This window comes from Pseudoalteromonas sp. Cn5-37 (assembly GCF_021532495.1).
In the GTDB taxonomy this organism is placed as follows: domain Bacteria; phylum Pseudomonadota; class Gammaproteobacteria; order Enterobacterales; family Alteromonadaceae; genus Pseudoalteromonas; species Pseudoalteromonas simplex.
In genome coordinates this window covers 91311-107032 of sequence record NZ_JAKGBA010000006.1, presented here as the reverse complement: position 1 = coordinate 107032, position 15722 = coordinate 91311, and the positions used below count along the sequence as shown (strand labels likewise).

General features: G+C 42.7%; 16 protein-coding genes. 9 read left to right on the top strand and 7 right to left on the bottom strand.

Annotated features, from left to right (window positions below):
- Complete coding sequence (locus L1266_RS10395; RefSeq protein ID WP_054554327.1) at window positions 1-486, top strand: FKBP-type peptidyl-prolyl cis-trans isomerase; 486 nt, start codon at window positions 1-3, stop codon at window positions 484-486.
- A 36-nt stretch (window positions 487-522) separates the two neighbouring features.
- Here L1266_RS10395 and L1266_RS10390 read toward each other — a convergent pair whose 3' ends face one another.
- The 5 genes from L1266_RS10390 to L1266_RS10370 all read right to left on the bottom strand — a co-directional run bounded on the left by L1266_RS10390 (window position 523) and on the right by L1266_RS10370 (window position 6632).
- Window positions 523-999: a hypothetical protein gene (locus tag L1266_RS10390; protein WP_166341794.1), complete on the bottom strand. Its 477-nt coding sequence runs from the start codon at window positions 997-999 to the stop codon at window positions 523-525.
- 14 nt (window positions 1000-1013) lie between these two features.
- Window positions 1014-1808: a DUF481 domain-containing protein gene (locus L1266_RS10385; RefSeq protein WP_370316364.1), complete on the bottom strand. Its 795-nt coding sequence runs from the start codon at window positions 1806-1808 to the stop codon at window positions 1014-1016.
- Window positions 1809-1867: 59 nt separating this feature from the next.
- On the bottom strand, window positions 1868-2188 hold the full coding sequence (locus L1266_RS10380; RefSeq protein WP_054554325.1) for an HI1450 family dsDNA-mimic protein: 321 nt from the start codon (window positions 2186-2188) through the stop codon (window positions 1868-1870).
- Between the two features lie 118 nt (window positions 2189-2306).
- Window positions 2307-5420, bottom strand: coding sequence for an efflux RND transporter permease subunit (locus L1266_RS10375; RefSeq protein ID WP_054554324.1), 3114 nt, complete (start codon window positions 5418-5420; stop codon window positions 2307-2309).
- Window positions 5421-5429: 9 nt separating this feature from the next.
- Window positions 5430-6632: an efflux RND transporter periplasmic adaptor subunit gene (locus L1266_RS10370; RefSeq protein ID WP_235377482.1), complete on the bottom strand. Its 1203-nt coding sequence runs from the start codon at window positions 6630-6632 to the stop codon at window positions 5430-5432.
- A gap of 258 nt (window positions 6633-6890) precedes the next feature.
- On the opposite strand from L1266_RS10370, the gene L1266_RS10365 reads away from it, so the two are divergent.
- The 7 genes from L1266_RS10365 (at window position 6891) to L1266_RS22395 (ending at window position 13063) form a co-directional block, all read left to right on the top strand.
- Entirely contained in the window at window positions 6891-7682 is a 792-nt protein-coding gene (locus L1266_RS10365) for a crotonase/enoyl-CoA hydratase family protein (RefSeq protein WP_054554323.1), read from the top strand.
- A gap of 69 nt (window positions 7683-7751) precedes the next feature.
- Window positions 7752-8105, top strand: a complete 354-nt coding sequence (locus tag L1266_RS10360; protein WP_138619385.1) for a CidA/LrgA family protein — start codon at window positions 7752-7754, stop codon at window positions 8103-8105.
- Entirely contained in the window at window positions 8095-8805 is a 711-nt protein-coding gene (locus L1266_RS10355) for an LrgB family protein (RefSeq protein WP_199530097.1), read from the top strand. The genes L1266_RS10360 and L1266_RS10355 overlap by 11 nt, the downstream gene beginning before the upstream one ends.
- A gap of 33 nt (window positions 8806-8838) precedes the next feature.
- On the top strand, window positions 8839-9678 hold the full coding sequence (locus L1266_RS10350; RefSeq protein ID WP_054554320.1) for a mechanosensitive ion channel family protein: 840 nt from the start codon (window positions 8839-8841) through the stop codon (window positions 9676-9678).
- A 100-nt stretch (window positions 9679-9778) separates the two neighbouring features.
- The gene (locus tag L1266_RS10345; RefSeq protein ID WP_138619389.1) at window positions 9779-10930 is read left to right on the top strand and encodes a PepSY-associated TM helix domain-containing protein; all 1152 of its coding nucleotides are present in this window, start codon (window positions 9779-9781) and stop codon (window positions 10928-10930) included.
- Window positions 10930-11400: a hypothetical protein gene (locus L1266_RS10340; RefSeq protein WP_054554318.1), complete on the top strand. Its 471-nt coding sequence runs from the start codon at window positions 10930-10932 to the stop codon at window positions 11398-11400. The genes L1266_RS10345 and L1266_RS10340 overlap by 1 nt, the downstream gene beginning before the upstream one ends.
- A gap of 250 nt (window positions 11401-11650) precedes the next feature.
- The gene (locus tag L1266_RS22395) at window positions 11651-13063 is read left to right on the top strand and encodes a family 43 glycosylhydrolase (protein WP_328260171.1); all 1413 of its coding nucleotides are present in this window, start codon (window positions 11651-11653) and stop codon (window positions 13061-13063) included.
- Between the two features lie 32 nt (window positions 13064-13095).
- On the opposite strand, the gene L1266_RS10325 is transcribed toward L1266_RS22395, so the two are convergent.
- Window positions 13096-13845 carry an RIO1 family regulatory kinase/ATPase domain-containing protein gene (locus L1266_RS10325; protein ID WP_235377481.1) on the bottom strand — a complete coding sequence of 250 codons (750 nt, stop codon included), beginning with the start codon at window positions 13843-13845 and terminating at the stop codon, window positions 13096-13098.
- 86 nt (window positions 13846-13931) lie between these two features.
- Window positions 13932-14396, bottom strand: coding sequence for a MarR family winged helix-turn-helix transcriptional regulator (locus tag L1266_RS10320; RefSeq protein ID WP_235377480.1), 465 nt, complete (start codon window positions 14394-14396; stop codon window positions 13932-13934).
- A gap of 127 nt (window positions 14397-14523) precedes the next feature.
- Between L1266_RS10320 and L1266_RS10315 the strand changes: the two genes are divergently transcribed.
- Window positions 14524-15675 carry a hypothetical protein gene (locus tag L1266_RS10315; protein ID WP_235377479.1) on the top strand — a complete coding sequence of 384 codons (1152 nt, stop codon included), beginning with the start codon at window positions 14524-14526 and terminating at the stop codon, window positions 15673-15675.
- The last annotated feature ends 47 nt before the right edge of the window (window positions 15676-15722 follow it).

Genomic DNA, 15722 nt, shown 5'->3' with positions numbered 1-15722 from the left:
ATGATCGTAGCAGCAAACAAAGTGGTAAAAATGCATTATTCAGTATTGGATAATAACAAAAACACCATCGACAACTCTTTCGATGGCGAGCCACTGGTGTTTATCGTTGGCACGGGTTTCTTAATTCCAGGCCTCGAAAATGCGCTATTAGGTAAAGAAGCGGGCGACACATTCAGCGTAACTGTTGAGCCAGAGCAAGGCTATGGTGAGCGTCACGATGACCTAATGCAAGCAGTACCAAAATCAATGTTTGAAGGTATGGAAATTGAAGTGGGTATGCAGTTCCGCGCTACGACTGACGCTGGCGACCAATCAGTGATGATCATCGAAATTCAAGACGAAGACGTTATTGTAGATGGTAACCACCCACTTTCAGGTATTACCCTTCATTTTGATGTTGAAGTACTTGAAGTACGCGATGCAACTGAAGAAGAATTAGCACATGGTCATGTGCACGGTGAAGGTGGTTGTGGTCACAGCCACTAAACCATTACTATAAAAAAAGCGCCACTGGCGCTTTTCTTATATCTGTTCGACTACTTCTTCTGTATCCACAGAAGCGTCTGTCACAGGTTCAGCAATATGTTCTCTAAGCGCAGCCAGTAAACCTTCTTGGTCATTGGTTCCTAAGCGATAGTACGTGCCGTCTTTCATTGCCAATTCAACAGCACTAAATCCAGATACACTGTAAACCCAGCCATCATGGGTGATACGCAGACCAATACCATGACGAAATGAATTACTTACCGCTCGAACAGATTCAATCTCATCAAAAGTCACGGTTTTTCCAAATACACCCGGACCGAATGCCCAGCTTACTGTTTTATCGCTCACCTTAATCGTTAAACCATGAAACAAAAAGGCCACCAGCACTAAGATAGCGCTAAACACCATAAGAGGAATATCTGCACCAATTAAGTTCCAAGCTAAGGCAATGAAGGCGCCAATCCAGCCTAAGATAACAAAAATAAAAATAGCGTACTGTTTATGTTGATACATTCTGAAGTATTCTCTTAAAAGCTATAAACAAAGGTTGCACTCAGCTCAGAATCGTACTTGAGCTTATCTTCCTCTGGTTTTGAGTTATAGCGATACATGTAAGTAAATTTGAGTGATACATCACCCATAATTTTGCTGATCAGGGATGTTTCTGACTTTAAACGCGAGTTTAACCCTGACAATGATTGTTCATAACTGACATCTTGATTAAAGCGAGTGCGAGCAGAAACCGTACGCTCCCACTGCAGCGCTAGACGAAGCAGATAACCGGTTTTTGTTTCATCTTCTTCTGTTGCAGTCTCTTGATCAGCCACCGAGCGGTATAAACCAGGGCCCACATCGATATCGACTTTATTCTTGCTGCCTTGGTAAATGCGGTTACCGTAACCCGTCGCTATGGTGCTCTTAAACTCAAGACCACTAAACTTATCTCGCTCATAGTCACCGTAAATGAAAAATGACTCATTTTTCACATTTAGCTTATAGTTACCTTGGCCTGATACAAAAATACGGTCAGCAGAAACTTCTTCATCACCGGTTTCTTCATTACGGTCACGTTTGTATAAAGTATCGAGCTTAAATTGGTTACGCCACTTTTCGAAATCTTGGTAAAGGTTACCTTTAAGTTTGAAACTAGTTGAGTTGGTATTACCGCGGCTTACCATAAAACCAAACTCCATATCTCCGTACAGCAACTCGCCTTTATGAATTTTATGGATTTCTTCTTCTGATAATTGCCCGTACTCATGAAAGTCTTCAAACGGATCAACAGCAAAAGCCTGCCAACTGCAAACTAGCAGGGCGGGCAAAATAATTCGTTTTATTGAATTAAAACAACTAAAAGTAGAGTCAAACATCGGCTGGAGAGTTATTCGCTATCTTTCCAAAGAATGTGGCAAAACGGTGCATCTTTGTCTCGGCTAATTAAAATTTTCGCAAACAAGATATCTTGATTGTCGAATTCAAGTCCTACTAAGACTTGCACAAATAGCTCAGGTTCAATTTCTAGTGCAACAAAATCTTGCCACTGCTCGTCAGGCTCACCTTCTTCAATAAAGCCAAGCTCTTCTCTGTGCTCGTTAAAATCAGCAATATCTTGCTCGCTTAAATTATCAGGTGCTAACTCTAAAAAGATATCATAAGCCTGATGAGTTACTTCTTCTTCACTGTATAAGCGTGGACCAGCCATTCCTTAAACCTCTGCACATGTGTATCGCTTTGAATCTGGCTATGATAACAAACCTCTTTTGAGTTTTACCAAAAAAAAAGCCAGGTTGCCCTGACTTTTTTGTAATTAATAACAGATTTTACTCCGCACTTGCTGTGCCTTTTATCTTTTCGCGCATTGATTGCACGAGCGTATAAAATAGCGGAACAAGTAAGGTGCCAAAAATGGTTGCAGCTAACATCCCGAATAACACGGTAATACCGAGCGATATTCGACTGCCAGCCCCTGCGCCACTTGCAAACACCAGCGGTAATACGCCAAGTACAAACGACAATGCCGTCATCAATACGGCCCTAAAGCGTAATCTTGCCGCATTAAGAGCCGCTTCAAAAATACCTTTACCTGCCGCACGCTCTTCCATAGCAAATTCAACAATCAAAATAGCGGTTTTGGTGGATAGGCCAATCAGTAGCACTAAACCAACCTGCGCATAGATGTTGTTTTCCATACCAATCACATACAGCGCAAGCATGGCACCAAATAACGCCAACGGTACCGCTGCAATGACCGAAAACGGAATTGTCCAGCTTTCGTATTGCGCAACCAAGAATAGATACACAAATACCACCGCTAAGCCAAATAAGATTGGCGCCATATTACCCGCTTCAATCTCTTGTTTAGACTGCCCAGCCCACTCATACACATAGCCTGTAGGTAATTGCTCAGCTAGCTCTTGCATTGCTTTAATGGCATCACCACTGGCATAACCCGCTGCAGGTTGTCCGCTAATGCTTGCACTACGATATAAGTTAAAGTGCGTTAAGCTTGTAGGGCCTAAAATTGGCTCCAGCTTAGCCAATGTAGTGAGCGGCACCATTGCTCCCTCATCATTACGTACATAGTAGTACTGTAAGTCTGCTGGGTTTTGACGAAAACGGCTTTCCGCCTGCATGATAACGCGGTAAGTACGGCTAAATTGGTTAAAGTCATTTATGTATAACGAGCCAAGTTGCGCCTGCAAGGTTAAGAAAATATCGCTAAGCGCCACCCCTTGAGCTTTTGCCTTATTACGGTCAATTTCAAGGAAATACTGTGGCACATTTGCTCTAAATGTACTGTAAACATTTGACAGCTCTGGACGCTGGTTCGCTTCATAAATTAAGCCATTTAACACTTGTGCAAGTTCAGCAGGCTCGCGTCCTTCACTGTCTTGTAACCTAAACTCAAAGCCTGCGCTTGTGCCAAGTCCAGGTATTGAAGGCGGATTAAAGGCCATGATTTGCGCATCTGGCATCGCCCAGAACTGCCCCATCAGGCGCGTTAGTACTGCACGTAAGCCAAGCTCTGGGCTGGTACGCTCTTCCCAATCCTTGAGTACCACAATACCAAGCGCATTATTAGAACCCGCACCACCGAGTAATGAAAAGCCAGAAACCGCAATAAAGTCAGTTGCCGCTGGTTCATTTTTTACAATCTCGCCCAGCTTATGCATTACATCTTGGGTACGACCGCTAGCTGCCGCATCTGGTAATTGCACATCAACAAAAAGAAAGCCTTGGTCTTCTGCTGGTACAAAGCCTGTAGGCACTGTTTTTACTAGCCAACCTGCAGCCGCAAAAATAACCACCGCAAACAATGCCATTCTCGCGGTACGTTTGAGGATAAAGTTAATAACTTTACTGTAGCCATTGGTCGAACGAGTAATGATATTTTCGAATGGGGCTAACCACTTAATCGGCTTCATGGCTTTTTCATTTAACAATAAAGCACACAATGCAGGGCTTAATGTCAGTGCGTTTAAAGAAGAAATGAGTACCGCAAATGAAATCGTCACCGAGAACTGTTTATATAGCTCCCCAGTTATTCCCGGCATAAAGCCTACTGGCACAAACACCGCAAGCAAAACTAAGGTCGTTGCCACGATTGGCCCCGATACCTGCTCCATCGCTTTGGTAACCGCTTCTTTAATTGGCAGCTTTTCTTCTTTTAGTATTCGCTCAACGTTTTCAATAACGATAATGGCATCATCGACCACAATACCGATTGCAAGTACTAAACCAAACAAGGTGATTAAGTTGATGGAGTAATCCATCATCATCATAAACGCGAAAGTCCCCACCAAAGATACCGGAATAGCCACCGTTGGAATGAGCGTAGCGCGCCAATTTTGTAAGAATAAAAATACCACTAAAATAACCAAGCCAACCGCTTGGACAAGGGTGACAACCACTTCATCAATCGAGCGATTGATGAACTCTGTGGTGTCATAAGGAATCGAGTACTCAACACCATCAGGTAGCTGTTTAGCAAGCTCTGCCATACGGGCTTTTACATCAGCAGCTACTTGCGTCGCATTCGCTTCTGTTAGCTGATAAATAACGATGAATGCAGTGTCTTGCTGGTTTAACTTTGCTGTTGTGCTGTAGCTTGCTGCACCTAATTCAATACGGGCAATATCATTCAAGCGCACAAAGTTACCATCTTTGCTCGAGCGGATAATGGTTTGGCCAAACTCTTCAGGGGTTTTTAAGCGCCCTTTAGCCTGAATCGAATACTCAAATTGCTGACTCGGTGCTGAGGGTGCAGCACCCAGCTTACCCGCGGCTACGATGGTATTTTGCTCTTGCAGTGCCGCTTGAACTTCTGACACAGTTAAACCTAATGATGCCATTCGATCTGGGCGTAACCACAAGCGCATTGAATAGGTTTGCTCCCCCATTACTTCAGCAGAGGCAACCCCATTAATACGGCCAAGTGGCTCGGTTAAGTAATTGGTTGCATAGTTACTTAAGAAAATAGCGTCGATATTTTCTTGATTAGAGTACAGGTTGATACCGAGAAGCATCGAACTCGACTTTTTCTTAACCGATACACCTTGGCGTTTAACTTCTTCAGGTAACCCTGCTTCGGCAAGGGCCACACGGTTTTGTACGTTAACTTGGGCTATATCTGTGTCTGTACCGACTTTAAAGTAAACAGTTATGTTGGCCGTGCCGTTATTCGACGATGTTGATTCGATATACATCATATCTTCAACGCCATTAACTTGCTCTTCTATGGGCCGGATCACCGACTCTTCAACAATTTGCGCACTTGCACCCGGGTAATTGGCACTAATTTGTACTTGCGGAGGGGTTATTTGCGGGTACATATTCACTGGCAGCAAAGCCATTGAAATTAAACCCGCAATGGTAATAACAATCGAAATTACCAAGGCAAATTTTGGGCGAGATATAAAGGTTTTACTGATCATATCTCACTCCTAAGAGTTAGCTTTGCTAGAAATAGTGCCGGTTGTTTCATCGACATTTTTTTCAACAGCTTTCACTTCAGCGCCTTGGCGTACCTTTTGTAAACCTTCAATAATGACTTTTTCACCCGCCTTTAAACCAGACTCAACCACCCACATTGCATTAATACGACGACCCAGCTTAACAATCCGCATAGCCACTTTGTTTTCGTCATCAACAACGAGCACAAACTTACCTTGCTGGTTTTCTTGCACTGCAACTTGAGGAATGAGTGCCAAGTCTTGTTTATTCGTACTTTCAACGATTAAAGTGACGAATAGACCCGGCATAACGATGCCATCAGGGTTATCAAAAGCGGCTCTTAGTTCAACCGTGCCTGTATTGCGGTTAATTTTGGTATCTGCAAAATCAAGTTCGCCTTTATCAGCAAAAGTTGAGTTGTTTGGTAAACGCAAAGTTAAGTCGATAGGCACATCACGAGGGTCTTTATCTGAAGGTGCTTGATTATTTTGGCGATAAGAGATGTAGTCAGCTTCTTCAACCTGAAAACTTACATAAATTGGGTCAACATCGGTCAGCTCTGCAAGCTCATTGGATGATGGCCCAACAATATTACCCACATCATAGTTCACTTTACCGATGCGCCCTGCAAACGGTGCACGTATCTCAGTATAGCTTAAATTAAGTTTTGCTTTTTCAAGCTCAGCTTCCGCGGCTTTTACAGCTGCTGTAGCCTGTTCAAAATTCGTGGTGAGTTTATCGAGATCTGATTGCGAAATAAAACCTTGCGCAGCCACATCTTTACCACGTTTTAAATCTCTTTCAGCGGCGCCCGCTGCGGCAATTTTACTTTTTAAATCAGCTTCAACTTCTGCAACAGTTGAGCGATACTCAGATGGGTCAATACGTAATAAAAGCTGATCTTTCTCAACCGATGAGCCTTCATTAAAGTGGCGTTCAATGAGTTCACCCTCAACTCGGGCTCTAATCGCAACCTCTTGGAATGCTTCAGTACGCGCGACAAACTCTCGGTAATTACCAACTTCCTGTGTGACGACATTAAATACTGATACGGCCGGTGGCGGCGTAGTTTGTTGTTGTGCTTTATCATCTGAACAGCCAACTAATGTGGTTGTTAATGCGACAGAAATTGCAGCAAAAGCCAAAGAACGAGATGATTGTTTAGTTATGCGAGCTGTTTTGCCCATCAGCATATATTTACTCCTAGTAGCGCGACTTAAAACTAAGTCTAGTCGTGTCATGAGATTTTGCGAAAGTATCTAACTAATCACAAAACAAAGCTAGCTGCGAACTAGCACCTTTGTTTTAAAAATATACACCAATTTGTAACTAAATATATGACAAGGTTACCCATTTTTGGAAAATATAATGATTACTTGCGACACATCAGCAATTCTTTACTTAGATGTAATTAACTCGTAAGCTCTAACAAACAGGTCAGAGGAGTCACCATGATAAAACTAGAAATAAAACAACAAGTCGCATGGGTTAGCCTTGCTCGTCCCGAGAAACAAAATGCACTCAGTTTTGCTATGTTCGTTGAGCTTTCAAACGTAATCAAAGAAATTAAACGTGATCGCAGCTTGCGTGCGGTGGTTATCTCTGGAGAAGGTGAGCACTTTTGCTCTGGACTGGATGTTGCTGCAGTGATGAAAAAGCCAAGCAATATCATCAAGCTTTTATTCAAATGGTTACCAGGAAACCAAAATCTAGCGCAAAAAGTGGTGCTAGGTTGGCAAGACTTAAGTATTCCGGTGATAGCAAAAGTAACCGGACACTGCTTTGGTGGCGGTATGCAAATCGCACTCGGCGCTGATTATCGCATCGTCGATAAAAACGCTAAATTAGCGATCATGGAAGCCCGGTGGGGCTTATGCCCTGATATGGGGGCTAACGTGGTGCTTGCAGGTTTAATGAAGCGTGACCAAGCACTTTGGTTGGCAAGTCATGCAGGTCCTGTCTCAGCTGAAGACGCTAAAGAATATGGCTTAGTTACACAACTTACTGATGACGTTGATAAACAAACCGATGCTGTACTAGAAACCCTCATGGCGCGCTCGCCAGATACCCTTGCTGCAATTAAACGAATCACACAGCAAAGCTTTCGCTCACAGCAGCGCAAGATTCTCGCTAAAGAAACCTGGAGTCAAATTCGCTTACTGATGAATCCAAATACTAAAAAAGCGATTGCAAAAGCGAAAGGCGCAGAGGATATCAAGTTTAATAATGCCAAATCATGGTAAGCTAAAGTCGCATAGTACAACTGACAAGGGTATGATGTAGTTGTACTTTATTCGCAATTATCCTGACTTATGAAATACCTTATCAGTAGCGTTATTATTCTTACTTGCTTAGCCGTTGCAAAGTTTTTAACGGCTTTGCTTGAAAGCTCATTCCCTGCTCCATTACTCGGTATGGTGTTACTGCTCGTGCTACTGTTAACAGGCCTCGTTAAAGAACAGCATTTAAAACCAACAGCCAGCCCTTTACTTAATTACATGCCGTTGTTTTTCATCCCTGCAGGGGTTGGTATTATTGAACATCTGGGTTTAATTTCACAGAACTGGCCTTTATTACTGACTATTTTTATAGTCGTGCCGCTGAGTAGTGTTTTAATCATAGGCGCTGTTATCGCCTATTTTAAGGGCCGTGAAAATGACAGTTAGTTTATGGTGGCTCAGCGTCCCGCTTATTATTGTACTTTTCTTAGTGCTGCGATTTTTAAACGCGAAAACCCAGCATGCCACTGCTAAAGCGCTTAGTAACCCTGTGTGCTGGGCAATTGTATTAATTGCAGCGTTGTTAGTGGCACTGAAGCTCCCCTATGAGCCTTTTGCCGAGCACAGTAAAGTTCTAAGCTGGTTGCTTGAGCCTGCCATTGTGGCATTGGCTTTACCGCTTTATCAGCAATTTATCCATGTCAAAAAGAACCTGCTGCTAATTCTTATAAGTTGTAGTTTAGGGGTGATCAATGCCACCTTTGTCGCGTCGCTTATTTGTTATTTTTTTGCAGCCCCAGCACAGTTAAGCGCATCTTTAGCAAGTTTATCTGTAACAACCCCCATCACCTTGTTAGTAACAGAGTCGCTAGGCGGCATACCTTCTTTAGCGGCAGCCATGGTGATTTTTATTGGCGTACTTGGGGCAATATTTGGTAATTTGATTTTCTCGCTGATAAATATTCGCAATGCCCAAGCAAAAGGTGTTGCTATTGGTACTGCTTGCCATGCCATTGGCACAGCATCACTGATTAGTGATCAGCCAAAAGCCGGTGCCTTTGCCTCTGTGGCGATGGCATTAAGTGCGCTTCTCAGCGCGATAATAGTGCCGATACTCTATCCTGTTATTCAGCATGTTCTGGTATAGTCAGAATTCGCAGTAACCTTGTTAGGAAAACACATGATTGACTCAGAAATTCAGCAAGTCGAAAAATACTACAATCTGATTATGGAATATTTGGTCACCTACAGTATGCAAATTTTAGGTGCTATCTTAATTCTATTTATTGGTTTATGGATTGCGCAAAAAGTATCGAACATGGTTGCTGGCCTCATGCAGCGTCACAATATCGATATTACCCTCACCAACTTTGTCAGCAATGTCATCAAAGTATTGCTGATCATTATGTTCTTAGTTATTGCCCTTGGCAAAATTGGCATTAGCGTGACCCCATTTGTCGCTGCCATTGGTGCCGCATCTTTAGGTGCTGGTTTAGCAATGCAAGGCATGCTTTCAAACTACGGTGCGGGCCTTGCTATCATTGCAACAAGGCCATTTGTTGTTGGCGATACCATCGAAGTAAAAGGCGTCAGTGGGCAAGTTAAAACCATTGAACTTGGTCACACTATTCTGATTAACGAAGAAAAAGTCGAAATCACCATTCCTAACAAACATATTGTTGGCGAAATTATACATAACTCGTTTAGCTATTCGTTAGTTAAAGGTGAAATAGACATCGCTTATGATGCCAATGCAGACCTTGCTATTGAGCTTATCGAAAAGGTGCTAAACGATCATGAGCTAGTTAGTGACTCTCCTCATGCACAAGTCGGTATTGAGCGTTTTGCTGAGAGCGGTGTTACCTTGAGCTATCGCTTTTGGGTGCCAACCACCAAGATTATTGAGACCAAATTAGCGGTGAACCGCAATGTATTTAAAGTAATTCAAGAGGCGGATATCGAAATACCTTTCCCACAACGAATTGTTACCCTCAACCAAACTAATGATAAAGGCGCTTAAAGCGCCTTTTTTGCAGCTCGTCGACAGAGATTGTGTTTACTCAAAAGATTGTAGTACAATTTAAATGATAACAATTACTATCATCAATTAACGTCGGGCTATTTTTACCATGAGTAAACGTCTTTGGTTCCAACTACATGGTTGGTTTTCGCTCCCAGTATGGGTGCTATTTTGCTTTATTTGCGTCACAGGCACTGTATCTGTGATAAGCCATGAGCTTACTTGGCTGACCAACAGTGAAGCACGTGCAAACAACCCAAATGATTTACCAGCACTTGGTGTTGATCAAGTTATTAATAGCGTTGAAAAAGCCTACCCGACTGCCGATGTAATGAGTGTACTCAATTATGAGCCTTACTTGGTAAATGCGGTTATTTTCACTGATACCGACAAACCTTACGCTGTGGCTTACGTCAATCAATACACTGGCGAAGTACAAGCGGTTAATGACACTATCTCATTCATTGAATTTATGCGTACCCTGCACGGCTGGCTATTCTTCCCTTGGCAAGAGGGTTACAGCGTAGGTTACTATCTTGTCAGCGCCATGGCTTTTGTTATTTTAGGTGCACTAGTAACAGGCTTAGTGATTTATAAAAACTTTTGGCGTGCATTTAGTCAGCCAAAACTACGTTTTAACCAAGGCAAAAAAACCTTCCTAAAAGATTTACATACCCTAAGTGGCGTTTGGTCAATTTGGTTTATGGCAGTAATGGCACTCACAGGCCTGTGGTATTTAGTGCAAGCCATCATGTGGCATAACGAAATAGACATAGAAGAGCATGCACCGCTCGTGGCGGTTTCAACTTTGCCTGCGAATAAACAAACACCGCCAACCGATTTAAAAGCGGCACTGGCTATTACCAAAGAGAAATTCCCAGATTTCAAACCTAGTTATGTGATGCTGCCAGAGCATAACCGCGGCATGTTTAATATCATGGGCAGTGGCGATACTATTTTCTACGATAACTACGCTTACTCAACTTCAATCAATCCTTGGACGGGTGAAATTGCAGCAAGTAAAAGCCCAGAAACCATGTCGGGATTACTCACCCTTTCGCATATCGCCGATCCGCTGCATTACGGTAATATTGGCGGTCTGTGGACAAAGGTTATTTGGTTTATCTTTGGTTTGATTTTAAGTGGTATGTCGATCACTGGTTTTATGATGTACGCCGCAAAATTAGTAAATAACAAACCTGTAAAAGCGCGCCAATCAGCGCCAGTGAATAACGTTCAGGAGGCAAACTAATGGCTCGTTTACAAGCAACTTGGTGGCAACGTAAAAAGTATGTTTTACATGCTGTGGTACTGGCTTTACCTGTATGGTTTATTTATCAGTCATTAAACCCTCAGTTTCCTGCACTTTGGCAAGAGCAACAAGCGGGCGAATTTAAAATCGCCCCGATGCCGCTAAATGAAGATGCCCCGTACTCACACCACAATGAGTATGTGAAGGATTTCTTTATCGCCTTTAATCAAGGTGACATAAGCAATGTTCGTCAGGCGTATTTAAATATTGGCCAAGCGCCTTTAGCACTAACGGAGTTTGCTAAAGATGAAGAAGGCATAATGCATGGCACCAATCATGGTCAGCACGCCCATGCGATAGCTCCTAAAACCATATCAGCAGATGATAAACTGTGGATCACAATACAAACTTGGCAAGGCCAACTGCATACCCTCAAATGGGATATTCCCAGCCAGTTTATTACTCAATAACATCCGAAAAGCCACTCACTGAGTGGCTTTTTTGTATCTCAGCTAAACACTAAAGTCCCTTCCAAAACAGTTGAAGGTAAAATTTTTGTTAATTATTTTTACCGTTCACCTTTACAAAAGTAATAATATAATAAAGTATTATAAATAGTTTTCATTTGCACCATTACTCTTAATTAATTGGTGTTGATCAAAACTCATCCAAGGAGCAGAACACACAAGGAAAGCTCAATAACAATGATTTGGAGACACAATGATACTTTCAAAAAAAGCCCTAGCTGCACTCAGCTTGGCAGCAACACTCATACTGCCCAATGCTTATGCGATTGATAATGGCGTATACACCATTAAATCAAAGTACAGTGCTAAATTTGTTGAAGTAGCCAGCGCGCAAACCAACGATGGTGCGAATGTTAGTCAGTGGGCTGACACTAATCACGACACCCAGCGCTGGTTAATCACTAACATAGGTGGCAGCAACTATTCGGTTATTAACTTAAACAGTGGTAAAGCCCTCGAAGTGTTTGACTTCTCGACTGCCGATGGCGGTAATGTGGTGCAATATGAGTATGCTGATGTTGCCAGCCAACACTGGCAAATTAATGATGAAGGTAGCGGCTATTACAGCTTCATTAACGATCACAGTGGTAAGGCACTCGACCTTTATGCTTTTGATGGCAACGATGGCGCAAATATTAGCCAGTGGAGCTACAACGGCAGCGATGCACAGCAGTGGCAGCTAACCAAGCTTGCTAATGTTGAATCAACCCCTTGGGATCCATCCACAACCAATGGCGCAGCAGATCACTGGCCACTTACTGGTAATTTAGTCACCCACGATCCTACCCTTGGCTATGAAAATGGCACTTGGTGGGTTTTTCAAACAGGCCCTGGTATCTACGGTAAATATTCAAGTAACGGTGTAGATTGGAATGATGCGCAACCGATTTTCTCAAATGGTTTAAGCTGGTGGAGCAACTATGTGCCAGATCATGATGGAATTGATGTCTGGGCGCCTGAATTAAAAAGCTACAATGGTCGTAGCTGGCTTTATTATTCGATTTCGACCTTTGGTTCACGTGTTAGCGCTATTGGCCTTACATCAGTAAGCAGTGTAGCAGCCGGTGATTGGCGTGATGATGGTTTAGTCATTAACACGACCAATAGCAATAATTATAACGCCATTGACCCTGATCTTGTGGTGGCAAAAGATGGTGCACCTTGGCTTGCCTTTGGTTCATGGAATTCGGGTATTAAACTAACGCGTATTAACCCAATGACCATGAAACCATTTGGTCAAATCTACTCTTTAGCAAGTCGCTCTGGTGGCATCGAAGCGCCTACCATAGTGTATCGCCAAGGCTATTACTATTTGTTTGTTTCAGTTGGCAAATGCTGTGATGGCACGAATAGTACTTACCGTATTGCATATGGTCGCTCTAGTGACATTCGCGGCCCATACCTAGATAAAAATGGCACCGACATGCTAGCTAGCGGCGGGAGCATTCTTGATGCGGGTAATAGCCAATGGGTAGGTCCAGGGGGACAAGACATTTTAAATACCGATGTGATTGTTCGTCATGCCTATGATGCAGGTGACAATGGCACCCCTAAATTGCTCATCAGCACCCTGAATTGGGATGCAAACGGTTGGCCTAAATACTAGTTCTCCCCACTAAGCGCGTGCAAGCGCGCTTTTTACAATCTATCTAAAAGACTGCGAACAAATTCAGAATTAAGAATCTGAGTAACTGCTCCGCTACACCACAAATAGGCACGTTGAATCGGATAACCTTTAAAAATCCAACGCTTACGCACATGATTAAAGTCATGCAAATAATCCGCCTTTGCTTGCGGTAACGAGTCTTTGGCTAACTTATGCCATGCTTTATAAACCCCACTCATATCGGCACCACGCATAAAACGCTGTAACCAGCGCGGAAAGCGTGCAAAGCGAATCGCTGACTGAAAATCAATAATATAAGGCTTGCCATCTTTTGAACAAATCACATTTCCCAAATTACGTAAATCCAGATGCACCACCCCGCGGCGATGCATTTTTGCTACCAAACGCTCAAACTCTTTAAAGAAATCACTCGGTAAATGCTGCTGTTGCAAGGCAAGCTGGCGAAGTGGCGTGCCTTCAATAAAATCATAAGCAATGGCAATTGAGGACAAACGGCAAAAGTTATCGACCACTCCGTCTACGTCTTGCAGGCGTGCCAGCCCCTTGTACTCTTGATTGATAAATAGCGGCGCGATGGTTTTTCTCACCCACCACGGGCTGTGCTGAAAGTCTTTAATAATTAGATCAAATTGCGCGTCTTTATAACGATAGACAATGGCATTGGCAAAGCGGCCAGTGTGAACAACCGACAAACCTTCTGGGCTAAATTGATGAGCTGGAAATTGAGCGTGAAGCTGCGCAAGCAAAGATGATTCAAACATAACAACCCGGACTTGTTAAAATTAAATGCCTAGGCAACTATATTATCAAAATGCATCTACAGCGACAATGTACCGCTTAGAGAAATTTATGCTTTTAAATTATGAATAGCTCTAAACAGTAAGCTTGCGAGTTGCTCTTGCTCATCATCAGAGAAGCCTGTGAGTGCTTTGCGATAGATATCATTTACAGTGGGTAAAATTTCCGGGTAGAGCTGTTGGCCTTTTTCTGTGAGGCATAAAAGAGTTGAACGGCGATCTTCAACTGACTGCTTCTTAGCAACTAAGCCCTTGTCTTCTAAACGAGAAAGTAATCGACTCATGGCACCACGGTCATACACCATGTGCTCACAAAGCTCAGCCAAGGTATTTACTTTACCGCGTGCAAGTAGCACAACCACGATGTACTGAGCCGAGGTTAGCTCTTTATCCTCTAACGCATTATCAAGATGAGTCACCAGATTTGAACGTAAATAAGAGACTAAGCGACCTAAGTCTTGCACGGGATCTAAATCTTCAATACAGCACTGGCCAATTGATGCAGGTTCTTTCATATTTCCTCTAAAGCGATGAATAGCAATTCATAGACAGTTAATCGGCAAAATAATTCAATCCTATTAGATTGCTTCAACGGCTATGAATAGTGTAGCGTGAAGAAGCGTACTAACTGTCGGGGGCGTTATGCTAACTAAACAACATATTATCAAGTATTTATCTCTTACAATACTGCTACTTCTTTGTTGGCTAGAGCATTATAACCATTTCATTATGCGCTTTATCGACAGCGCCCTTATACAATCAACCCTAGTGTATGCTTCATCTCGTACAGTTAATGCTGCTATATCGCTATTGCAATCAGCCGAAGTGGGCATTGGTATTGCCAGTATTCAACCTGCACAACTACTCGACCCAGTAAATGACCTAGCTGAATACATGTCGGATGCTATGCGCCTTGCAATAGGCTCGTTATTTTTACAGCGCATTTTATACACCATTTCTTCTGGGGTTATTTTTAGTGGTGTTTTTACTGTTTCGGTCGTCGCTTACTTTATCTGTGAATGGCGTAACTATTTACCTAACTTGCGTCATAAGATTATGGCGAGCCTGATTTTAATTCGCTTTTTAGTGCCTGCGGTGGTGCTGACAACAGGCCTCGTCAGCCAGATATTCTTAGATGAGCAAATTAACCAGCAAAGTGAGCTGGTGAGCGAGAAAGTCGAGACAGTGAATAGCAGTGCAAATAATACCTCGGCCTTATCTGCCAAGCTAAAGGCCGAGGTCGATAGTGAAAAACAAACCATCTTCGACAAGCTCTCTATATTAAATGAGCAGCAGATTAAGAACCACCAGCAAGCGACAGAACTCAAAGTTAAGCTAACAGAGGTCGATACCCAAATAGAAGCGATTCAAGCAACTCGCAGCTTGTCTGAGCGACTGACCTTTACTGAGCTTGAACAAGCCAAGCCATTACTTGATAAAAAGCAGCAATTAACAGCGCAGTTTAATGCGGTACTGAACCAACAAAGACAGCTAAACCTAGACAAAGACGCCTTAAACGAACAACTAGAAAACTTAAATGCATCACTCAATCAAGACCAATCGTCGCAAGTGAGTAAAATTATAGACACCGTTAGCTCTGGCATTAGCAACATGGTGGCAGCCGTCGAAGACTTATTCATCGACTTTTTGAATATCTTGTCTCTACTGATTTTAAAGCTGTTATTAATGCCGCTAATATTTTTATACCTATTTAACAAAGCCTTTAAGGCCATTTGGCAGCGCCGCTTTATGGATATGGTAATACAAACAAAGCAACTGGCTGTTAATCGCTGATATTTCAGCTAAAGTTATAAACCTAACTCGTTTTTAAAGGATATAAG

What these genes read in the sequence shown, in the direction of transcription:
- L1266_RS10350 (WP_054554320.1), top strand. Translation starts at nt 8,839, where the DNA reads ATGATTGACTCAGAAATTCAGCAAGTCGAAAAATACTACAATCTGATT.
- L1266_RS10390 (WP_166341794.1), bottom strand. Translation starts at nt 999, where the DNA reads ATGTATCAACATAAACAGTACGCTATTTTTATTTTTGTTATCTTAGGC.
- L1266_RS10375 (WP_054554324.1), bottom strand. Translation starts at nt 5,420, where the DNA reads ATGATCAGTAAAACCTTTATATCTCGCCCAAAATTTGCCTTGGTAATT.
- L1266_RS10370 (WP_235377482.1), bottom strand. Translation starts at nt 6,632, where the DNA reads ATGCTGATGGGCAAAACAGCTCGCATAACTAAACAATCATCTCGTTCT.
- L1266_RS10315 (WP_235377479.1), top strand. Translation starts at nt 14,524, where the DNA reads ATGCTAACTAAACAACATATTATCAAGTATTTATCTCTTACAATACTG.
- L1266_RS10360 (WP_138619385.1), top strand. Translation starts at nt 7,752, where the DNA reads ATGAAATACCTTATCAGTAGCGTTATTATTCTTACTTGCTTAGCCGTT.
- L1266_RS10320 (WP_235377480.1), bottom strand. Translation starts at nt 14,396, where the DNA reads ATGAAAGAACCTGCATCAATTGGCCAGTGCTGTATTGAAGATTTAGAT.
- L1266_RS22395 (WP_328260171.1), top strand. Translation starts at nt 11,651, where the DNA reads ATGATACTTTCAAAAAAAGCCCTAGCTGCACTCAGCTTGGCAGCAACA.
- L1266_RS10395 (WP_054554327.1), top strand. Translation starts at nt 1, where the DNA reads ATGATCGTAGCAGCAAACAAAGTGGTAAAAATGCATTATTCAGTATTG.
- L1266_RS10325 (WP_235377481.1), bottom strand. Translation starts at nt 13,845, where the DNA reads ATGTTTGAATCATCTTTGCTTGCGCAGCTTCACGCTCAATTTCCAGCT.
- L1266_RS10355 (WP_199530097.1), top strand. Translation starts at nt 8,095, where the DNA reads ATGACAGTTAGTTTATGGTGGCTCAGCGTCCCGCTTATTATTGTACTT.
- L1266_RS10365 (WP_054554323.1), top strand. Translation starts at nt 6,891, where the DNA reads ATGATAAAACTAGAAATAAAACAACAAGTCGCATGGGTTAGCCTTGCT.
- L1266_RS10380 (WP_054554325.1), bottom strand. Translation starts at nt 2,188, where the DNA reads ATGGCTGGTCCACGCTTATACAGTGAAGAAGAAGTAACTCATCAGGCT.
- L1266_RS10340 (WP_054554318.1), top strand. Translation starts at nt 10,930, where the DNA reads ATGGCTCGTTTACAAGCAACTTGGTGGCAACGTAAAAAGTATGTTTTA.